The sequence below is a fragment of the Rhodococcus sp. NPDC003318 genome (assembly GCF_042879035.1).
GTDB lineage: Bacteria > Actinomycetota > Actinomycetes > Mycobacteriales > Mycobacteriaceae > Rhodococcus_G.
Genome location: NZ_JBIAOU010000030.1, coordinates 18,982 through 39,299, shown reverse-complemented (window position 1 = coordinate 39,299; position 20,318 = coordinate 18,982). Strand labels below are relative to the sequence as shown.

The following is a 20,318-nucleotide window of genomic DNA, read 5'->3' as shown; positions in this document are numbered from 1 at the left end:
ACAACCAGAAAGGCAGTCGAGGCACAACGGTATCACCCGTCGATCACCTCTGAATCCGCCAGGCGCCTTCGTCCAACCTCGTTCTCTCACACCCCGAAGGGGCGGAGTCGGTGTCCGTGTCGCTCTGACTCGACAAAAGTTACGCGACGAACCACACCATCGCAAATCGCCTGGTCAGCGGCATATCTTGTCGTTTTCACGCCACAATTGCACTTATTCGACGGCTAGCCTGGGCGCATGCTGCTTGCTCCCAACTATGGACGGGAGTCCCTGTCGGATCTCGTTCCCTCTGTTCTCGCGCAGCTCGGTGTCGCCGGCGAGTCCGACCGAATCGGGCTCGGACTGTCAGGTGTCAATCGTGTCTGCATCCTTCTCGTCGACGGGCTCGGTGCGCAGCTGCTGGCCGCGCACCCGGACGAGGCCCCCTTTCTCTCTTCTGCGGGACCGGCGCCGCTCCTGACTGCAGGCTTCCCGACCACGACGGCGGCGAGCCTCGCCTCGCTGGGTACCGGGCTGCCGTCCGGTGAACACGGCGTCGTGGGGTACCTGATGTCCGTGCCGGGCGAGGACCGCCTGATGAATCCGTTGAAGTGGCGCCTGCACGGGGAGGGCCCCCGCGTCGATCTGCTGCGCGAGCTCGTGCCCGAGGAGTTCCAGCCGACCCCGACCGCCTTCGAGCGGGCCGCCGCCCACGGCATCACCGTCTCCCGCGTGGCACCCGCCTACCAGGGCAACTCCGGATTGACACGCGCCGCACTGCGGGGTGGAGAGTTTCGACCGAGCTTCTCGATGGGCGACCTCGTGGACGCCACGGTGACGGCGCTGCACGAGGGGGAACGCTCACTCGTCTACGCCTACCACGGGGAACTGGACCTGACCGGCCACGCACGCGGACCCGAATCGACAGCGTGGGCCCTCGAGCTCGAGCAGGTCGACCTGTTGGTCAGACAGATCGCGGACCGGCTGCCCTCTGACGGCGCGCTGATCGTCACCGCCGACCACGGCATGGTGCAGGTGCATTCGCCGATCGACATCGATCAGGACTCCGGACTGCGCAGGGATGTGCATCAGATCGGCGGAGAACCGCGAGCCCGACACGTCTACACCGAGCCCGGTCGAGCCGATGCGGTACTGGCGCGATGGCAGGACCGTCTCGGCGATGCGTTCGCCGTCCATTCCCGGGCCGACGTCATCGAACGTGGTTGGTTCGGTCCGACCGTCAGCGCGGCGGCCGAGCAACGGATCGGCGACGTGGTCGCGGTGGCGACCGGTGACGGTGCACTGATCCGTCGGGGCGCCGAACCCCTCCAGTCGATTCTCATCGGTCATCACGGTTCGCTCACTCCGGCCGAACTCCATGTCCCCCTGGTCGTGTTCCGCCCCTGAACAGGGCCGAGCGACGAGGACGTCCCCGGTGGCTCTCCTCCACCGGGGACGTCCTCCTCCATGAACGCGTCCGAATCAGGCCCAGTTTGCCGCCGCGCGGTTGTTGGTCGCATTCATGTCGTCGTTGCCGGCCCCGACCGCCCGGCCGATTGCCTCGAGGACCTGGTTCAGGTCGTTGGCGGCCGCGTCCCACTTCGCCTGCTGCGCCTGGTACGCCTCCGATGCGGAGCCTTCCCACTCGGCGACGAGCGGCCCCAGGTAGCCCTTGAGGTCCGCGAGCTTGCCGTTGATGTTGGCACTGGTGGCCGCAATGTCGGCGCGGGCTCCGTCGATCGCGGCGAAGTCGTAGCGCATTGTTCCACTCATGTTGTCCCCCTGATGAAATCGTTGATTGTGGACGGTCGTGACCGTCAGAGGTTGAGGCCGCCGCCCGCGTTGGTGATGGCGCTGGTGTGATCGTCCTGAGCGGTGGCGAAGGCCACGCCGTTCGCGCGGATGTTCTCGCTGATGGCGAGCAAGGATTCGTTCAGCCGCTTCGCGCCCGACTCCCAGCGCGCCATCAGCCCGTCGAACGCGACCTTCGCCGAACCCTCCCAGGCGCCGTTCACGGCTGCCAATCGACCCTGCAACGAGGACAACTGCCCCTGGATGTCGCCGTTCACGTCACCCACGTGCCGCGCGGCGGTCTCCATGGTTTCGGTGGTCGTCCTCAACTGACCGCTCATGACCCACTCCCTCGTCTCTCGCGTCCGGGCGATTCCAGCCCAGGTGGGCTGTGTCGGACCGCGCCTACACGTACTTGGACGTCGCGGCGTCGCGGTTCGGTTCCCTCGGATCCAGCGAATTCTCGAGCGAGTTCAGCGCGATCCTGGCGCCTACTTCGGGTCCACTTCGAGAGATCGGACGACGCGGTCGCAGTCGGCTTCCAGACCGCCGAGTCGGTCGCGCAAACCCTGGCAACCGATACTGATCTGCAGGTCCTCGCCGACGAAGACCAGCCATCGGACCTCCGAGTCCGGATCCGGAGCCTCCCGATAGGTCAGCGCGTGCCGGGCGTCGACGTCGATCTCGCTGAGCGGACCGAACGTCTCGGATCGCTCCGCGATTCGATCGGCGAGGATTTCGGCTACGGAGTCGAAGTCGGATCCGGCGGTGAGCTCCTTGTGCACCACCAGGATTCGCGCGGGAACGCCGTCGTCCCTGACCATCTCGATTCGGTCCGGCCTACTCGCGGGCACCCGTTCGTGCCATCCGCTCGGCACCACCACCGCAACCCTGCCCACCACGGCCGACACGGCCGGTGTCGGGGTGGACGTCGGCACCAACTCGACAGATGAGCCTGGTGCCACCGTGGCGGCCGGGGGCGCGGCCTCGTTCGGCAGACGGAGAGCCCACGTGCCCAGCCCGGAGGCGACCGCCACGGCCGAGACAGCCGCCGCCACCGCCACCGCCCGGCGACCGCGGTGAGCAGCCGTCCGCCGTGGAGCCGTACCGGAATGCATGATGCCGAGACCCCACTCGTGGGCCGACGTGACGACGGCGGCTCCGTCGACCACGACCACTCGGGGTGACGAGCGCCCGGCCGTTCGCAGCGCCGCCGCCAGCGGACCGCTCTCCGACCTCTCGGCTCGGCCCGTGACCGCCACCCACGCCGGCGCGTCGTGGCATCGGTCGTGCACACCCACCGCGAGTTCGGTCGCCGCGTCGGCACGCTCGGCCAGATCCATGGCGCCGAGTTCGTCGAACGAGATCGTGCCCACCGCCACCGTCGATGTCGCGGCCGACTCGAGAATCCCGATCTCGAGGACCACACCCGGGCCCTCGGCGTCGACGGTGGCCTCGACCGCATCCGCCACGGACAGCACCCGCACATCGCGGGCGACGGAACGTCCGGCTGCCGTCATGGTGCGTCTGCGCGAGGACCCCCACTCCGTGGGGCAGGTGAGGACCAGCAGGTCGACGGGACCCGCAGCCCCGACGAGCCCGAGCGTCCGGCCGAACAACGCGGCGAGGACTTCCGACATGGGAATCGTGTTGTCGCCCAGAGCGAGGAACGAGTCGTCCACGAAACGGAGGGGGCTCGGCTCGTAGACGTCGGGGTCGACGGCGCCGATCGGGGTCACACCGACCTCGAGGACGCCGGCATCCAGCAGGACACCCGCGGGACGGTCGATCGTCCGGTCGCCGTGGCGGGCCCACACCCGGGTCTCCGTCAGGTGCACTGCGGCGACGGTCCGTTCGATCACAACGGACGCACCGACGCGACCTGGATCAACGCCATCGCGGCACGGTTCACCAGGATTGCCCGCCCGGGCGGCATGTCGGTGGGACGGGCCGCACCGATGAGGTTGCCCTCGTCACGGCTTCCGCTCATCACGAGCCCCCACGGGACGAGGTCACGCAGGCAGGCGATGATCGGCTCGTAGAGGGCACGGGACGCGCCCCCGGACCGTCGCGCGACGATCAGGTGCAGTCCGATGTCCCTGCCGTGCGGCAGGTAGTCGAGCAGTGGCAACAACGGGTTGCCGCCGGACGTGGCGACGAGGTCGTAGTCGTCGACGACGACGTAGATCTCGGGCCCGGACCACCAGGACCGGTCCCGCATCTGTTGCGGAGTGAGGTCGGCGCCCGGCATCCGGCCGGCGAGCACACCGGCCAGTTCGGTCACCATCGCGGTCAGTGCCGGCGCGTTGGCGGCGTAGCCCGCGAGGTGGTCGCCCTCGACGGCCCCGAGCATCGTGCGGCGGTAGTCGGCCAGCACGATCTTCGCCTGTGCCGGGGTGTTGGACTCGATCAGTCCGGCACAGATACCGCGCAGCAACGTCGTCTTGCCGGAACCGCTGTCCGCGAAGGCGAGCAGGTGCTGCTGCTGCGTGAAGTCGAGGTACACCGGCGCCAGTTCGGCCTCGTCGATCCCGATCGGAACCTGCAGGCACGGGCGACCGCCGGTGGGCGGCCAGTTCTCCACGCCCGCTACGACATCCGTTCGATCGACGCGTTCCGGGAGCATCCGGACCGGGGGCGCCGCGCGTCCCGTTGCGCTCGCCGCGATCCGGGCCACCGCGTCCGCGACACCGGCGGTCAGGTCGGTGCTGGTGGTGCACCCGTCGATTCGGGGCAGTGCGGTCAGCAGATGGTGTCCGTCCACGGTCATTCCGCGTCCCGGCCTGCCTTCCGGGACCCGGGTGGCCTTGATCCGACCGACATCCGAGTCGGCGGGATCACCGAGCCGCAGCTCGACACGAGTACCCAGCTGATCCTTCAGCGCCGGGCGGATCTCCGCCCACCGCGAGGCGGTGACCACGACGTGGACTCCGAACGACAAGCCCTGGCCGGCCAGAGCACCGATCTGGGATTCCAGCGGTTCGAAGTCCTGGCGGATGCCGGGCCAGCCGTCGACGACGAGGAAGACGTCACCGAATGCGTCGTCCGCGGCCCCACCCGAGGCACGGAGTCTGCGGAACTCGGCCATCGAATCGATGCCGAGGGCCCGGAAGCGCCGCTCCCGCTCGCGGATCAGGGTGCTCATCTCGGCGACGGTCCGCCGGACCCGGTCGACGTCGAGGCGATTCGCGACGGACCCCACGTGTGGCAGCGCAGCCAACGCGGCGAGTGTGCCACCCCCGAAGTCGAGACAGTAGAACTGGACCTGTTCCGGGGTGTGTGTCATCGCCATCGCGAGGATCAACGCACGAAGCGCGGTCGACTTGCCGGACTGCGGCCCACCGACGATCGCCACGTTGCCCCGCGATCCGGCGAGGTCGGTGACGAGCAGGTCGCGTCGCTGGTCGTAGGGACGGTCCACCACCCCGATCGGGGCGCGCAGGTTTCCCGGGCTGCAGGCGGTCGGATCGGGGATCAGGTGGTCCAACGCCGGTGGTTCGTCGAGCGGAGGCAGCCACACCTCGTGTGCGGCCGGTCCGTGACCGCAGACCCGGTCGACGACCACCTCGAGGACGGTCCGGGTGTGCTCCTCCGCGTCGGGTTCCGGATCCGATGTCGGTGGCGGTGGCACCGCCGGACGCATCGACGCGACGGGTGCGGCGGTGAACGGTATCGGGCGCAGATCCGGCCCGGACCGGGGTCCGGTCGCGGAGCGAACGGGTCGCCGCGGCCGGTACGGGCCGGACACGTACGCCGCGGCGAAACGGACGATCTCGGCCGAATCGCACTTGAGGTAGCCGACACCGGGCGACGCCGGCAGATGGTAGGCGTCCGGAACCCCCAGCACGGTCCGAGACTCGTTCGCGGAGAAGGTCTTCAATCCGATCCGATACGAGAGGTGGCTGTCGAGGCCACGCAGGCGACCCTCGTCCAGCCGTTGACTCGCCAGTAGCAGGTGGATGTGCAGCGACCTTCCGAGCCGTCCGATCGCGACGAACAGGTCCGCGAACTCCGGTTGCCGGCTGAGCAACTCGGAGAACTCGTCGACCACGACGAACAATGCAGGCAGCGGCGCCAGATCAGCGCCCGCGGCGCGCGCCTTCTCGTAGTCGGTGACGTTCGCGAAGTTGCCCGCCGACCTCAGCAGTTCCTGTCGCCGGTTCATCTCGCCGGCAAGCGCGTCGCGCATGCGATCGACCATCGCGAGTTCCTCGGCGAGGTTGGTGATGACGGCGGCGACGTGCGGCGCCGCGTCGAGACCGAGAAACGTCGCGCCACCCTTGAAGTCGACGAGCACGAGGTTGAGCGCCTGCGGGGAGTGAGTGGCAATCAGTCCGAGCACCAGCGTGCGCAGGAACTCCGACTTTCCCGATCCGGTTGCACCGATGCACAACCCGTGCGGGCCCATGCCGTTCTCGGCGGCCTCCTTCAGGTCCAGTTCGACGGGACTGCCGTCGAGCGCGACGCCGATCGGGATCCGCAACCGGTCGCGTGCGCTCCGCGAACCCCAGGCCACGTCGGGGTCGAGCCGCGTGATGTCCGGCAGTCCGAGCAACTGTTGCCAGTCCGCCTGCATGCCTTCGTCGTCAACGCCGGATTCCGACGCATGCTGCGGCGCAACCCGATACGGCGCCAGTCGACGCGCCGCGGTCTGTGCCTGGTGGACGCTGATCCGATCCGCGACCGCGAATGTCTCGATCCCGGACGCACTCCGCGCTCCGAGCGACCCGTCGGTGACAACCAGCTGGATTCCCCGGCCGGCCGACAGCGACGGACGGCAGTCGCACAGGTCGAGAAGGGTCACCGAGTCCAGGCCGTCGTCGATCACCCCGGCACCGGCGGTGATACCGCCGTCGAGGACGATCACCGTCTGTGGGACACCGGCGGTGGCCGCCGCGGTCCGCGAAAAGCGGGCCCGCGTCGCCAGTTCCCGACCCAGGACGTCCTCCAGTTGGGCCAGCGAGCCGTAGACCATGCGACCGGTGCCGACTCCGTCGACGAGGTCTGGATGCTGAGCGTGGGGCAGCCACTTGACCCAGTCCCATTCGCCCGCCGTGTCGGGGCCGCACACGATGACCACCCGAACCTGGTCCGGACCGTGAAAGGTGCACAGCTGCACCAGCATCGCACGCACCAGCGCCCGTGCAGCGGATCGGTCCCCCTCGAACCCGATCGCGGCGAAACCGCGCAGGGACACCGCGGTCGGCAGTTCGGGAACCACCGAGTGGGTCCGAACGAAGCGACGCAACGACACCGCGGCGACCGGCTCGAGGTCTTCGACGGGACCCGACTCGGGCGCGACCAGGCGGGTGGCGAGACGTTGGCTTCCGCGCCCGACTCGGACATGGCAGTGATCCGTGTCGGTGATCCGGCGTTCCCACATGCGGCCCGACCCGGCGAGTGACCACAGGTGAGCGGGCTCGGGGTGACTCCATTCGAGCGCCTCACGCTGGCGGTCGACGGTCTCGTACACCTCCCTGCGGAGCTGGTCGAGGTACCGCAGGTAGTCCTTGCGACCCTCGTTGACCTCGGCCGACCGAGCCGTGCCGCCGCGTCCCCCCGCGAGCATGCCGAGCGTCGACACGACCATCATGACCGGAAAGAGCAGTGTCATCGGGTTCGATGCCATCCCCGATGTGAACGTCAGGGCGAGCATCCCCAGCATGGCGACGACCATGACCAGTGGGAGCATCTTCGTCAGCAGGCTTCCGGGCACGATCTTGGGAATCTCCGGGGGCGCCTGCAAGCTCACCTCGCCGCCCGGGATGCGCGGCAGCTCGCTGCGCGCCCTCCGAACGAAACGCACTGTGGCCATGCGCGAATCACCCCCTGGTGCCGACTGGAACGACGTCGGGCGCCGGCCCTCTCCCCTGGTACGGGCGCCCCGAGCGATGAAGGGTAGCGCATGAAGTGGGCCCACGGCACCACGGCCGGCGATCGATTGCCGTAGAGTGCCGGGAGTTTCGTTGGGGAACGGCGCGGGTGGGGACCCGTGCGCAGGGGGGTGGGGCTGTGGTGACGAGAAGTGCCGGTGCGGACGACCGGACGGAGCTGTGTCGGTTGACCGTGCTCGCGGACCACACCCAGATCGACCTCGCACTGCCCCCAGAGGCCCCGCTGGCCCTGCTGATCCCCGAAATCGTGGGCATGATCGAGCGCCACGACCCACCGCCGGTGGGTACGGTTCCGCCGCCGGCGGCGACCGAGTGGACCCTCGGTCGGCTCGGCCACGCACCCCTCGACCCGGCCGCTTCCCTTGCCGAACACGGTGTTCGGGACGGAGACCTGCTGGTACTCCAGTCGACTCGGCGACCACCGCCCGCGCCGCTGTTCGACGACCTGATGCACAACGTCGCGGCGATCGGGGCCGACTCGTTCCGGAGGTGGACTCCCCGATCGGCGCGACTGACCGGTTCCGCGGCCACCGTGGCACTCACGTCGGTGGGTGCGCTCGGACTGCTGCTCGCACGCCGTATCGACGGCGGTCTGACGAGCGTGTTCGCGGCACTCGTCGTCGCGGTTCTCCTGGTCTGCGCCGGCGCCGTCACCGCCCGGGTGTACGGGGACGGGTCCGCCGGCGTCGTCCTCTGGGCCGCCGCGATTGCCCCGGCGTTCGTGGGCGGTGCACTGATCGTGCCGGGGGCGCTGTCTGCGGCCGGACTGCTGCTCGGTGCGGTAACCACCGGTGCGGTCGCGGTGCTCGCCGCGCGCACCAGCGGTGTCGGCGTCGCGCTCGGCACCGCCGTGACGACGGTGTCCGCGTTGGTCGCCTGTTCGGCCACCGCCGTCCTGGTCACCGACCTGTCGGTGTCCGCCGTGTCCGCCGTCGCCATGGCTCTCGCCCTCACGACTCTGGCATTCGCACCTCGTCTGGCGATGCTGCTCGCGAAGTTGCCGCTGCCGCCGGTGCCGTCGCCGGGATCGCCCCTGGACTCCGAGGAGGACCGGTCGGACACCGGCCCGCTCGCGTCCTTCGTCGGATTGGAGAAGCGCGCCGGGCGCGCACGCCGCCACCTCACCGGGCTGGTCTGCGCGGTCGCACTGGCAACGCTCGTCGGCGCGCTGATGACCGCGGGCGCATTCGGAGACGACATCAACTGGCCGGGAGCGGCTCTGGCCGTGGTCGTGGCCGTGGTGGTGATGTTGCGCGGGCGCACCTATGCGAGCGCGGCGCAGGCCGCACCGCTCATCGGGTCGGGCACGCTGATCCTGGTTCTCCTCCTGGCCGGCACCGCTGCCTCCGAATCCGGCCTGGCGCCCGCCGTGTTCGCGATCGCCGCACTCGGCGCAGGTGTCGCGATGGTTCTCGGAGTGGTCGCGCCGGCCCGGGAGTTCTCGCCGGTGCAGCGTCGCGCGGTCGAGCTGCTCGACTACACCGCCATCGCGGCCGTGATCCCTCTGGTGTGCTGGGTGTCCGGCCTGTTCTCCGCGCTCCGCGGCCTGTGAGGATCACCAGTGCCGTGGCGGCTGCCGCGGTGGTCTTGACCACGACGATCGGCTCCGGCACTGCCGCGGCGGTCGACCCGCCGGTGATCGACCCCTCCCGTCTTCCACCCGCGAATCTGCCTGCGCCGGCCACCGAGCTGCGCGACCCGTGCACGGGCACCGTCCCGGTCACCGACCGCGAACTGATCCCGGCGCCGCAACGCATGCTCGACCTCGAGTCGGTGTGGCCGCTGACCACCGGCCGCGGGCAGTCCGTCGCGGTCATCGACACCGGCGTCGAGCCGCACCCACGTCTGCCCGGCCTCGTCGCCGGCGGCGATTTCGTGTCCACCGGCGACGGGACCTCCGACTGCGACGCCCACGGCACCCTGGTCGCGGGCATCATCGCCGCGTCGCGTTCCGAGACGACCGGTTTCGCAGGCGTGGCACCGGACGCGCGGATCATGACGATCCGGCAGTCCAGCAACGTCTTCCGCCAGGTCGGCGGCCCCCGCGACGGCGACGGACGGAACGCTGGCGGAGTCGGGACACTCGCCACTCTCGCGTCCGCCGTGCGCCGGGCAGCCGACCTCGGCGCAACCGTCATCAACATTTCCGAGGTGGCGTGCGTTCCACCCGGTTCCGGGGACAACCTCGCACTCGGAGCCGCGATCGACTACGCCACCCGTGTCGAGGACGTCGTCATCGTCGCCGCGGCGGGAAACATCGACATCTGCCGCCGATCCAATCCTCCGCCCGATCCCGCTCACCCGCATGCCGATCCGTGGGATTCGGTGACGACGGTGGCGACACCCGCCTGGTACGACGACCAGGTACTCACGGTCGGGTCCGTCGATCCCGACGGCAGCCCGTCCGATTTCACCGTTCCCGGGCCGTGGGTCGACGTCGCGGCTCCCGGGACCGCGATCACCTCACTCGACCCGCGCCGCGCGGAGCTGTCGGCGATCACCGATTCGACGGGCGGCGGCGCGATCGAGGGCACGAGTTTCGCCGCGCCCTACGTGGCGGGTGTCGCGGCGCTCGTCCGTTCCCGGCACCCCGAGCTGAAGGCGCGGGAGGTCGTGGCGCGGATCGAGGCCACCGCCCACGCGCCCGCTGCGGGGTGGGATCCGTTCGTCGGGCACGGCGTCGTGGATCCGCTGGCGGCGGTCAGCGCGCCCGACCGGGGCACCGTGACCGGCCCGCAGTCCGTCGCGGTGCCTGTGCCCGCTCCGACAGCGACTCCGGACACGCGCCCACGCAGAGTTGCGTTGGTCGGCGCCGGAGCCGTCGTGGCACTGCTGACGATCGGCATCCTCGCGTCATTTCCGTTGCGACGCAGGCTTCACCGGGGTGACACGTCCACTGGGTGATCGTCGGGCGCCACGCCGTCGTGCGCGAGGAACGCCGCTTCCCGTGCCAGTTCGGGGCCCGGGGCCAGCATTCCGAGAATCGACCAGGGAGCGGGACGGGACCCTTGCGCGAGTCCGAGCATCGTTGCGGTCTCCCGGTTCTCGACACCGAAGCGGACACCGGTGTCCCCGACGAAGAACAGTACACCGTGCCGCACGCTCGACTCCGTCGTACCGGTCGAGTGCACGAGTGCACCGGAACCCGGACGCGCGAAGAAGCGGTCCGCGTTGTCACCGCTGCCGTCGGCCTGGGCGAGGCCGACCGGGCGTGCGTCGTCCGGTAACGGCAGCGCGGCGCCGGCCATCACCGCCACCGAGGCCTGCTGCCCACCGGCGTCCGCGCCTGCGGTCGGCCGCCAGGACAGGCAGCTCACCGGACTGGTGCGGTCGTCGACGATGCGGGGTGGATCCTCGGGAAACGTGTCCACGGCGAGGGAGGACGACTGCGGCACCCTCGCGACGGCGTCGGGTGTCAGGACCTCGACCGCGGCCGTGCCCTGCGAGTCGGCGTAGCGGATGAGATCCGCGGTGGCCCGTCCGATCCGTTGCAGACCGTCCGCGAGGACCACGTAGTACGTGGCGGCTTGGGCGTCCCGAACCTGGACGACCGATCCGATCGTTCTGCCCTGCAAGGCATACGGCGCAGGCAACCCGCGGTCCACGATCGCAGGCGGAGTGATCGCGGGCGCCTCGGGGATCGCTCCGAGCAACCCCGCGCTGGCCGGTCGCGGCGCCAGTCCGTCCAACCCGAGGGCCAGCACGACCGCGTGGTCACCGAGATCGACTCGACTGCGCTTCCCGTCGTGGACCAGGTAGGTCCCTGACGTCCCCTGGATCAACAGTGCCTCGTCGGAGGTGAGATCGGCTGCGCCGCCACCTGAGACGCTTTCGCCGACGACGACCGTGGTGGTCAGCGCGCGGTTGCCTCCCGAGGCAATCGAGTCGCACACCGTCCAGGCGCCAGGGTCGCCCTCCGGCAGTGCGGACGGCGCGCCGGGAATGCCGAGCAGCGGGCCTCGCGGCCGGGTGCCGAGTTCGGATTCCTTCACGACCACCGGGTTGGCCGCCTCACCCGCGACCAGACGGGCCGAGGCGAGGTTGAGAACCGGGTGCAGTGCGTCTGCGTATGCGACGAACAGTGCGCCCGAATCCTTTCCGACGACGATCCGTGCGTCGCCGATCTTGTCCTGAGGTCGCACGAGCGCGAGCGCCGCACACCCCGCGACCCCGATCACGGCGACGATCGCACCGACCGCGAGCGCTCGCGACTGATTACGCATCGGGTCGTGCAACATCCGCACGTCGCGTCGAACCAGTGCGTGTTCCATCCGGCGAACCAGGAAGCGGTATCCGCTCACCTGCCATCGCGTCGTCGGCTGTGCTGCCACGTTCCCTCCCCCACTTGGCGCGCACTTCGGCTGCACAGAGTACAGTTCGCGAGATCCGCGGCGTGGGGGACGCCCGGGATCAGGGGGAAGAGTTGGTGATTCGTCGACGCAGCCGTCACCTGTGGCCCGCCACAGCAGTGCACACCCTCGTCACCGCACAGGGGGTCGCGGTCGCCGTGGCAGCACTCGCGTGCACGGCAGGGCTCGCGTGGTGGCAGGTGGCGATTCCCGCTGTGGCCGTGGCCGCGTTGTGTCTCCTCCCGGTCCGGGGCCGCTGCCTCCTCGACTGGACGGCGACGCTGATCGGCTACCTGTCGAATGGAACAGGAGACGCCGGACAGAGCACCGACGCGCCGACCCCGGACGGCTCGGTCATCGGACTGCGTTGGGAGGCAGGAACGGTGTCCACGGTGATCGAACTGCTCCCCGACTCCGGCACGACGCGTCTCGGCCGGGATCGCGTCGACGGCGACCACCGTGTGCCCCTGCGGGAGCTGGCCGAATCGCTGCGTCGGCACGACATCGCCCTTGCCGGTATCGACGTCGTCGCCCACGGGTCACGCGTCGATCCGGGCACCGCCGCGGGCGAGGTGTACCGCGATCTGATCGGACCGCTCCCTGCCGTCGCCCGCCGGACGGTGTGGCTGGCGATTCGCTTCGACGCCGCATCGGAAACCGAGGCGGTGGCCCGCCGGGGCGGAGGACGCGCCGGTGCCGCACGTGCGGTGTCGGTGGCGACTCAGCGCATCGTCAACAGCCTCACCGTGTCCGGGGTGAGGGGACGGATTCTGTCGGCGACCGACATCGACTCGGTCGCCGCGGTGATCGCGGGAGATCCCGAGCACGACACGGGCGCCCGTTCGTGGACCCACGCGCCGGTGCACGGCGGCTGCAACACCGGATACTCCGTCGACCCTCGCCTACTCGACGCGGGCATGCTCGCCGCGGTGTGGTCGGCTCGAAGCGATGCGACGACGGTGACCGTGCGTCTGCGACCCGGCCCCACGTCCCGCGAGGTGCGCGTCGCCGCATCGTGCCGGTTCAATTCCGCGGCACTGCCGTCGCGACCGGACGTTCCCGGGTTGGTCCCGACCATCGGCCGGGACCGTGCGGCACTGCGCTCGCACCTGCCGGGCGCACCCCCGAAACTCGACGCACTGACCGACTTCACGACCGTCGAACCGGGATGGCTCGACGCCACGGTCGTCCCGGCGGGCGGTTGCGGTCAGCTGATCGGTGCCGACGCCGAGGGCCGCGCCGTCGCGGTCCGACTGGCAGGCGACGTGGAGGTGGTCGGGGAACTGTATCTCGCACAGCAGCTGGTGTTCCGGGCCGTCGCGACAGGTGCACGGGTCGTGGTGCACAGTTCGCGGCCGCACGTGTGGCGCTCACTCGTGGACGCGGTGGCGGCGCCCGAGCGCCTGCGGGTGGCGGACCGCGAGGGGTGGAGCGGCTACGGCGTGACGACGATCGTCGTCGACGGCACCGACACGCTCCGGCCGGACCCGTCGGTCACGGTGATCCGCCTGCTCGCGTCCCCGGCCGACCTGTCCCCCACCGCCTCGGCGACCGTCGTCCAGCCCGGGGCTCGGGGGAATCGAATCATCCTGTGGGCGAATCGAATCCGTTCAGAATTGACGCTGGTGACGACACCAGGGGAAACCGCCTACCTCGGCCGCCCGCACGCCTCGGTTCGCGTCCCGTCGGGTCAGCCCGGGTAGGGCCGATGACCACGTGCGACGCGAAGCGCGTCCGCCCACCATTCGAGCTGCTCCAACAGACGCCCGGCGCCGTCGATCGCGGCACCGTCATCGGTCTCCCCGTCCGGCCCGAATCGCTTGCGGGCCTGGTGAAAGCTGACCGTCTGCCGGATCGACACCATGTGCACCTCGGCGACGACCTGCCGCAACTGCTCGGTTGCCCGCAGCCCGCCGGACAGTCCGCCGTAGGACACGAAGCCGACCGGCTTGGCCCGCCATTCCTGTTTCGCGCAGTCGATCGCGTTCTTCAGCGCCGCCGGGTATCCGTGGTTGTACTCGGGGGTGACCAGAGCGAACGCGTCCGCCTCGTCGATCCGGCGCCGGTACCGCCGCACCTCGGAAGTGTCGGAGTGGTCCCACGGCAGCGGTGTGTGGGCGAGGTCGAGCACGCCGACGTCGAATGTCGGGTTCGATCGGGCACGACGCAGAAACCAGTCCGCGACGACGGGCCCGAATCGTCCCTCCCGCACGCTGCCGATGATCACTTCGAGTCGGATCCGATCTGTTGCCACGCCTCATCGAACCACGTCACCGAGCCACCCCGGCTCGCGGCGGGCGACCGGGCGGGCGACGGCGGCGAGCCGGCTGCCCGAGACGCGCGACCCGGTCCGGCGTGTGTCCGGCATCACGTTGCACAACTCGTTATAAAACTGTCACATAGACGACAGGTTCACGGATCAAGCGCAGGCCAGTCGGGAGGTCGCGATGACAACGGGTTACCTCGGTTCCATCAGTGGATCGCACTACCGGTCACTGATCCAGAACCTCGAGCTGCCGGTGATGCTGCACACCGACGACGACCACGTCGTCGACGTCAACCGCGCCTTCGCCGACTTCCTCGGGTTCACGCTCCCGGAAGCCCGACGCCTCGACCCACGAGAGCTCGTGCATCCGGCACAGCAGCCCGAATACGACCACGACCAGTCCCTGCTCGTCAGCGGTTCCACGCTGAGCCTCACAGCCGACTACGACCTGATCCGCAAGAACGGGGCGGCGGTCCGCGTCCGGGTCAAGAAGTCGGTCGCACGCCACAATGCCGAGACGGTGGTGATGACGATCGTCGAGACCGGCGCACGCGTGAACACCGAACTCGCCCACCCGATTTCCATCGCCCGGATCCCCGCCGGCTGATCACGCGGATCAGTCGCCGCAGCAACCACCCGGCAGCGCCCGCACCTCTCGGGTGGCCGCGTTGCGGGCGGCGAGCTCGTCGTCCGCCGGATAGTCGACCCGCACAAGACTCAGCCCGTGCGCGGGAGCCACGAGCACCGAACTCGACCGCTCCCGCTCCTGCAGCAGCGCGGCCGTCCACTCGGGAGTGCGACGCCCCTCCCCGACGGCGAGGACCGCGCCGACGAGACTGCGCACCATCGACCAGCAGAACGCGTCGGCGCTGACGTGGGCGGTCAGGATGTCGGGCTCGGACCGCGCCCAGTCGAAGCGCTGCAGTTCCCGGACCGTCGTCGCACCCTCCCGACGACGACAGAACGCGGCGAAGTCGTGCAGTCCCAACAGCGCCCGCGACGCAGCCTGCATCGCGTCGAGGTCGAGCTGCTTCGGCACGGACACGGTGTCACGGGCCCGCAGCGGCTCGGCGCCGTACTGCGCGGTCGAGATGCGGTATTCGTAGTGGCGGCGGATCGCCGAGAACCTGGCGTCGAAATCGGCCGGCACGGCGGTGATCCTCTTGACTCGCACGTCCGGCGGGAGGAATCGGGCAAGCCTGCGCACCAGGCGATCCGGATCGTCGAGGCCGGCACCGTGACCCGTACGTCCGTCCCCGACCTCGGGCACTTCGAGGTCGCAGTGTGCGACCTGACCGCTCGCGTGCACACCGGCGTCGGTGCGTCCGGCGACCGTCAACTGCACCGGCTGCCGCAGGACCGTCGACATCGCGTCCTCGAGAACTCCGCACACCGTCCGCAGTCCGGGCTGGCGAGCCCAGCCGGAGAAGTCGGTCCCGTCGTAGGTGATGTCCAGTCGAAAGCGAACGAACCCGCCGTCCCTGGCGGGTACGGCGGGTTCGTTCGCAGGTTCTGACGCGTTCAGCGTTAGTCCTTCTCGACCTCGTCGGCGGACTCGGCCTCGGCGGCCGGAGCCTCGTCGGCGGCAGCCGGAGCGGCCTCGGTCTCCTCGACCTTGGTCTCCTCGGCCTTGGCCTCCTGCGAAGCCTGGACGCGACGGGCGCGGTTGGCCTCGGAGGTGACCGTCTGCTCCTTGACGAGCTCGATGATCGCCATCGGAGCGTTGTCACCCTTACGGGGGACGGTCTTGATGATGCGGGTGTAGCCGCCGTCACGCTCCGCGTAGAACGGACCGATCTCCGCGAACAGGGTGTGCACGACATCCTTGTTGCGGATGACCTTGAGAACCTCACGACGGTCGGCGAGGGTGCCACCCTTGGCCTTGGTCACGATCTTCTCGGCGTACGGACGCAGGGCCTTGGCCTTGGCCTCCGTGGTGGTGATGCGACCGTGCTCGAAGAGCGCGGTGGCCAGGTTGGCGAAGATCGCCTTCTGGTGCGAAGCCGACCCGCCGAAGCGGGCACCCTTCTTGGGCTTGGGCATGATGAATCTCCTAGTAAGGACCCAGTGAGCTGTTTACAGCTGCTCGGTCTCGGCGTAGTCCTGGTCGTTGCCGTCACCGTCGTTGAAGGCACCGGCGTCGGTGTCGCTCCAGGTCCCGGTGGCGGCGTCGTAACCCGCAACGGTCGACGGATCGAACGAGGCCGGGCTGTCCTTCAGGGCGAGGCCGAGCGAGTGCAGCTTGACCTTCACCTCATCGATGGACTTCTGACCGAAGTTACGGATGTCCAGCAGGTCGGACTCGGTGCGACCAACCAGCTCGCCGACGGTGTGAACACCCTCGCGCTTGAGGCAGTTGTAGGACCGAACCGTCAGATCGAGGTCCTCGATCGGCAGTCCGAAGGAAGCGATGTGATCGGCCTCGGCGGGCGAGGGTCCGATCTCGATGCCTTCTGCTTCGACGTTCAGCTCACGGGCCAGGCCGAAGAGCTCAACCAGGGTCTTGCCCGCCGAGGCGAGCGCGTCCCGCGCGGTGATGGAGTTCTTGGTCTCCACGTCCAGCACGAGCCGATCGAAGTCGGTGCGCTGCTCGACGCGGGTGGCCTCCACCTTGTAGGTGACCTTGAGCACCGGCGAGTAGATCGAATCGACCGGGATACGGCCGATCTCGGCGCCGGACGCCTTGTTCTGGACGGCGGGGACGTAGCCGCGGCCGCGCTCGACGACGAGCTCGATCTCCAGCTTGCCCTTGTCGTTCAGGGTGGCGATGTGCAGGTCCGGGTTGTTCACCGTGACGCCGGCCGGGGGCACGATGTCGCCTGCAGTCACGGCACCGGGGCCCTGCTTGCGGACGTACATGGTGACCGGCTCGTCCTCTTCGGAGCTCACGACCAAGCCCTTGAGGTTCAGGATGATGTCGGTGACATCCTCCTTCACGCCGGGAACGGTGGTGAACTCGTGCAGGACACCGTCGATGCGGATGCTGGTGACAGCAGCGCCGGGGATCGACGACAGCAGGGTGCGGCGAAGCGAGTTGCCGAGGGTGTACCCGAAGCCAGGCTCGAGGGGCTCGATGACGAACTTCGAGCGGTTGTCAGCGATGACCTCTTCGGTCAGTGCGGGTCGCTGAGAAATGAGCATTGGTTTTCCTCCTGTACGGGCGTCCGCTATTTGACGCCCAGTTGGATGGCGCCTTCGGCGCTCGTGCGCGGTTCCCGGGTCGGACGACCCCGGAACCGCGCACGAGCCGAGAGGCTTTTACTTCGAGTACAGCTCGACGATCAGCTGCTCCTGCAGCGGGACGTCGATCTGCGCACGCTCGGGCTCCTGGTGGACCAGGATGCGAAGGCGGCCCGGGACGACCTGCAGCCATCCGGGAACCGGACGCTCGCCGACGGTCTCACGCGCAACCTGGAACGGCAGCGTGGCCAGCGACTTCTCCTTGACATCGATGATGTCGTACTGGGAGACGCGGTAGCTCGGGATGTCGACCTTCTTGTTGTTCACCAGCAGGTGACCGTGGGTCACGAGCTGACGAGCCTGACGACGGGTCCGGGCCAGACCGGCGCGGTACACGACGTTGTCGAGACGGGTCTCGAGGATGCGGAGCAGGTTCTCGCCGGTCTTGCCCGGGCGACGCACCGCTTCCTTGTAGTAGCGGACGAACTGCTTCTCCATGACGCCGTAGGTGAAGCGAGCCTTCTGCTTCTCCTGCAGCTGGAGCAGGTACTCGCTCTCCTTGATCCGCGCGCGACCGTGCTGGCCCGGCGGGTAGGGGCGACGCTCGAACGCCTGGTCGCCTCCGACGAGGTCGACGCGCAGACGACGCGACTTGCGGGTGATGGGTCCGGTATAACGTGCCATTTTCTAAACCTTTCCTTCCCGCTAGACCCGACGCCGCTTGGGCGGACGGCAGCCGTTGTGCGGCTGAGGAGTGACATCGGAGATGGTGCCGACCTCGAGACCGGCTGCCTGCAGCGAGCGGATCGCCGTCTCACGTCCGGAGCCGGGGCCCTTGACGAAGACGTCGACCTTCTTCACGCCGTGCTCCTGCGCCTTGCGCGCAGCGTTCTCGGCAGCGAGCTGCGCCGCGAACGGGGTGGACTTACGCGAGCCCTTGAAGCCCACGTGTCCCGACGACGCCCAGGAGATGACGTTGCCGGCCGGGTCCGTGATGGACACGATCGTGTTGTTGAAGGTGCTCTTGATGTGAGCGGCACCGTGCGGGACGTTCTTCTTGTCCCTGCGACGCGCCTTCTGGGTCTTCTTCGGACCGGTGCTACGTGACTTGGGGGGCATTACTTCTTCTTCTTCCCTGCGATCGTGCGCTTCGGGCCCTTACGGGTACGAGCGTTGGTCTTGGTGCGCTGTCCACGCACGGGCAGACCACGACGGTGGCGCAGGCCCTGGTAGCAGCCGATCTCGATCTTGCGGCGGATGTCGGCCTGCACCTCGCGGCGCAGGTCACCCTCGACCTTGAGCTCGGAACCCTCGATGTAGTCGCGGAGCTTGGTCAGGTCGTCGTCGCTCAGGTCCTTGCTGCGCAGGTCCGGGCTGACGCCCGTGGCCTCGAGAATTTCCTTCGAGCGGGTACGGCCAACGCCGTAGATGTAGGTCAGTGCGATCTCCATCCGCTTCTCGCGGGGAAGATCGACACCCATGAGTCGTGCCATGAGGCATTCCTTTTCGGTGTGCGGAGGTCTGCTCCCAGTCCGTCCCCTGTGTCATCGCGGCACTGCTTCCGTGCTGCTCGGGAAAGCAGGCCCGCGATACGTCTCTCAACTAACTCAGTGGGGCCCCGGCCTCCGTGCCGGGGGTGCACCGGCGTCTGCCCGTGGATCCCTCACCGGTGAGGTGAGTGCTCCGGTGGCCGTCAACGCCGGCTGGTGCTGGAAGGTCATCTGTGCTTGTTGCCAAGCAGATCTTCGAGGAGAAGTGATCTAGCCCTGACGCTGCTTGTGGCGCAGGTTCTCGCAGATCACCATGACCCGGCCGTTACGGCGGATCACCTTGCACTTCTCGCAGATCTTCTTGACGCTCGGCTGAACCTTCACGTCTGTCTAATCTCCTGATGTGTCGCCCACCGGTCGGTGGACATACCTGTCCCAGACCAGGTGTGGCCCGGGAAGTCTGCTACTTGTACCGGTAGACGATGCGACCGCGAGAAAGGTCGTAGGGCGAGAGCTCTACGACGACCCGGTCTTCAGGCAGGATGCGGATGTAGTGCTGCCGCATCTTGCCGCTGATGTGTGCGAGGACCTTGTGGCCGTTCTCCAGCTCGATGCGAAACATCGCATTGGGCAGTGGTTCGACTACACGTCCCTCGACCTCGATGGCCCCGTCTTTCTTAGCCATATCCTCCGCGATCCGTTGGTGGGCATCGTTCTCCGTTACGGTGGTGCGGTCGCGATCGAGAACCGGCTGCTCACCACGTTCGAATCCATCCCGAGAACGACGCGGGAAGCGGGACCGAAACAGCGAACGACCGGCACGCAGGACGCACCATTGATCCACTTTACCGGAGTTCGCCCACCAGGCCAAATGGTGGCGACTCCTCCCCCCGAACGAAAGGACGTGGACCGTGCGCGCGGTCGTGCAGCGAGTGACGGAGGCCGCAGTCGAGGTGGACGGCGTGACCGTCGCCCGGATCACTCCGGACGCGCAGGGCCTGCTGATCCTGCTCGGTGTCGGTCACGACGACGACACGTCGGTCGCGGCGACCCTGGCCGGGAAGGTGTGGCGTCTGCGCATCCTCGACGGCGAACGTTCCGCCTCCGACGTCGCGGCACCGATCCTCGTGGTCAGCCAGTTCACGCTGCTCGGCGACGCCCGCAGGAGCCGTCGCCCGTCGTGGTCCGCGGCCGCACCCCGGCCCGTCGCCGAGCCTCTGGTCGACGCGTTCGCCGACGCTCTGCGCGACCTCGGCGCCGAGGTCGCGACCGGGCATTTCGGGGCGCACATGCGGGTGTCGTCGGTGAACGACGGACCGGTGACCGTCCTGATGGAGATGTGAGCCACGCGCCGGACGCGAAACGGCCC

Annotated in this window: 20 protein-coding genes; 6 read left to right on the top strand and 14 right to left on the bottom strand. The window is 68.9% G+C overall.

All coding sequences use genetic code 11. The features are described 5' to 3' along the window. The first annotated feature begins 237 nt into the window (after positions 1-237). Positions 238-1,386 (top strand): alkaline phosphatase family protein, encoded by a 1,149-nt coding sequence (locus ACFYVR_RS25840; protein ID WP_387478841.1) that lies wholly within the window; start codon positions 238-240, stop codon positions 1,384-1,386. Positions 1,387-1,461: 75 nt separating this feature from the next. Here ACFYVR_RS25840 and ACFYVR_RS25835 read toward each other — a convergent pair whose 3' ends face one another. The 4 genes from ACFYVR_RS25835 to eccCa form a co-directional block, all read right to left on the bottom strand. Next, a complete protein-coding gene (locus ACFYVR_RS25835) occupies positions 1,462-1,752 on the bottom strand; it encodes a WXG100 family type VII secretion target (protein WP_387478838.1) in 291 nt (96 codons plus the stop codon). Positions 1,753-1,796: 44 nt separating this feature from the next. Beyond that, positions 1,797-2,111 (bottom strand): WXG100 family type VII secretion target, encoded by a 315-nt coding sequence (locus tag ACFYVR_RS25830; protein ID WP_387478835.1) that lies wholly within the window; start codon positions 2,109-2,111, stop codon positions 1,797-1,799. A 150-nt stretch (positions 2,112-2,261) separates the two neighbouring features. After that, positions 2,262-3,632, bottom strand: coding sequence for a type VII secretion-associated protein (locus tag ACFYVR_RS25825; RefSeq protein WP_387478833.1), 1,371 nt, complete (start codon positions 3,630-3,632; stop codon positions 2,262-2,264). After that, positions 3,629-7,585 (bottom strand): type VII secretion protein EccCa, encoded by a 3,957-nt coding sequence (eccCa, locus tag ACFYVR_RS25820; RefSeq protein ID WP_387478831.1) that lies wholly within the window; start codon positions 7,583-7,585, stop codon positions 3,629-3,631. Before eccCa ends, ACFYVR_RS25825 begins: the two co-directional genes overlap by 4 nt. A 200-nt stretch (positions 7,586-7,785) precedes the next feature. On the opposite strand from eccCa, the gene eccD reads away from it, so the two are divergent. Next, positions 7,786-9,216 (top strand): type VII secretion integral membrane protein EccD, encoded by a 1,431-nt coding sequence (gene eccD, locus ACFYVR_RS25815; RefSeq protein WP_387478829.1) that lies wholly within the window; start codon positions 7,786-7,788, stop codon positions 9,214-9,216. Between the two features lie 14 nt (positions 9,217-9,230). Then, positions 9,231-10,568 carry a type VII secretion-associated serine protease mycosin gene (gene mycP / locus ACFYVR_RS25810; protein WP_387478827.1) on the top strand — a complete coding sequence of 446 codons (1,338 nt, stop codon included), beginning with the start codon at positions 9,231-9,233 and terminating at the stop codon, positions 10,566-10,568. On the opposite strand, the gene eccB is transcribed toward mycP, so the two are convergent. After that, the gene (gene eccB, locus ACFYVR_RS25805; protein ID WP_387478825.1) at positions 10,541-11,995 is read right to left on the bottom strand and encodes a type VII secretion protein EccB; all 1,455 of its coding nucleotides are present in this window, start codon (positions 11,993-11,995) and stop codon (positions 10,541-10,543) included. The two genes, mycP and eccB, sit on opposite strands and share 28 nt — an antisense overlap. 95 nt (positions 11,996-12,090) lie before the next feature. On the opposite strand from eccB, the gene eccE reads away from it, so the two are divergent. Further along, the gene (eccE, locus tag ACFYVR_RS25800; RefSeq protein ID WP_387478823.1) at positions 12,091-13,716 is read left to right on the top strand and encodes a type VII secretion protein EccE; all 1,626 of its coding nucleotides are present in this window, start codon (positions 12,091-12,093) and stop codon (positions 13,714-13,716) included. Here eccE and ACFYVR_RS25795 read toward each other — a convergent pair. Next, entirely contained in the window at positions 13,704-14,267 is a 564-nt protein-coding gene (locus ACFYVR_RS25795; protein ID WP_387478820.1) for an NADPH-dependent FMN reductase, read from the bottom strand. The two genes, eccE and ACFYVR_RS25795, sit on opposite strands and share 13 nt — an antisense overlap. Positions 14,268-14,460: 193 nt before the next feature. Between ACFYVR_RS25795 and ACFYVR_RS25790 the strand changes: the two genes are divergently transcribed. Next, positions 14,461-14,886 (top strand): PAS domain S-box protein, encoded by a 426-nt coding sequence (locus ACFYVR_RS25790; RefSeq protein ID WP_387478817.1) that lies wholly within the window; start codon positions 14,461-14,463, stop codon positions 14,884-14,886. Positions 14,887-14,895: 9 nt separating this feature from the next. Here ACFYVR_RS25790 and truA read toward each other — a convergent pair whose 3' ends face one another. The 8 genes from truA to infA form a co-directional block, all read right to left on the bottom strand. Then, on the bottom strand, positions 14,896-15,804 hold the full coding sequence (gene truA, locus ACFYVR_RS25785) for a tRNA pseudouridine(38-40) synthase TruA (RefSeq protein ID WP_387478844.1): 909 nt from the start codon (positions 15,802-15,804) through the stop codon (positions 14,896-14,898). Between the two features lie 2 nt (positions 15,805-15,806). Further along, the gene (gene rplQ / locus ACFYVR_RS25780; protein WP_387478815.1) at positions 15,807-16,322 is read right to left on the bottom strand and encodes a 50S ribosomal protein L17; all 516 of its coding nucleotides are present in this window, start codon (positions 16,320-16,322) and stop codon (positions 15,807-15,809) included. Between the two features lie 33 nt (positions 16,323-16,355). Beyond that, entirely contained in the window at positions 16,356-17,420 is a 1,065-nt protein-coding gene (locus ACFYVR_RS25775) for a DNA-directed RNA polymerase subunit alpha (RefSeq protein WP_387478812.1), read from the bottom strand. 117 nt (positions 17,421-17,537) lie between these two features. Then, positions 17,538-18,143, bottom strand: a complete 606-nt coding sequence (rpsD, locus tag ACFYVR_RS25770; protein ID WP_387478809.1) for a 30S ribosomal protein S4 — start codon at positions 18,141-18,143, stop codon at positions 17,538-17,540. 21 nt (positions 18,144-18,164) lie between these two features. Then, positions 18,165-18,578, bottom strand: a complete 414-nt coding sequence (gene rpsK / locus ACFYVR_RS25765; RefSeq protein ID WP_005239680.1) for a 30S ribosomal protein S11 — start codon at positions 18,576-18,578, stop codon at positions 18,165-18,167. Next, positions 18,578-18,952 carry a 30S ribosomal protein S13 gene (gene rpsM / locus ACFYVR_RS25760; protein ID WP_387478805.1) on the bottom strand — a complete coding sequence of 125 codons (375 nt, stop codon included), beginning with the start codon at positions 18,950-18,952 and terminating at the stop codon, positions 18,578-18,580. Before rpsM ends, rpsK begins: the two co-directional genes overlap by 1 nt. Before the next feature lie 267 nt (positions 18,953-19,219). Continuing rightward, on the bottom strand, positions 19,220-19,333 hold the full coding sequence (rpmJ, locus tag ACFYVR_RS25755) for a 50S ribosomal protein L36 (RefSeq protein ID WP_003938068.1): 114 nt from the start codon (positions 19,331-19,333) through the stop codon (positions 19,220-19,222). Positions 19,334-19,412: 79 nt separating this feature from the next. Continuing rightward, positions 19,413-19,634 carry a translation initiation factor IF-1 gene (gene infA, locus ACFYVR_RS25750; protein WP_003418601.1) on the bottom strand — a complete coding sequence of 74 codons (222 nt, stop codon included), beginning with the start codon at positions 19,632-19,634 and terminating at the stop codon, positions 19,413-19,415. A gap of 226 nt (positions 19,635-19,860) precedes the next feature. On the opposite strand from infA, the gene dtd reads away from it, so the two are divergent. Continuing rightward, positions 19,861-20,292 (top strand): D-aminoacyl-tRNA deacylase, encoded by a 432-nt coding sequence (gene dtd / locus ACFYVR_RS25745; RefSeq protein ID WP_387478803.1) that lies wholly within the window; start codon positions 19,861-19,863, stop codon positions 20,290-20,292. The last annotated feature ends 26 nt before the right edge of the window (positions 20,293-20,318 follow it).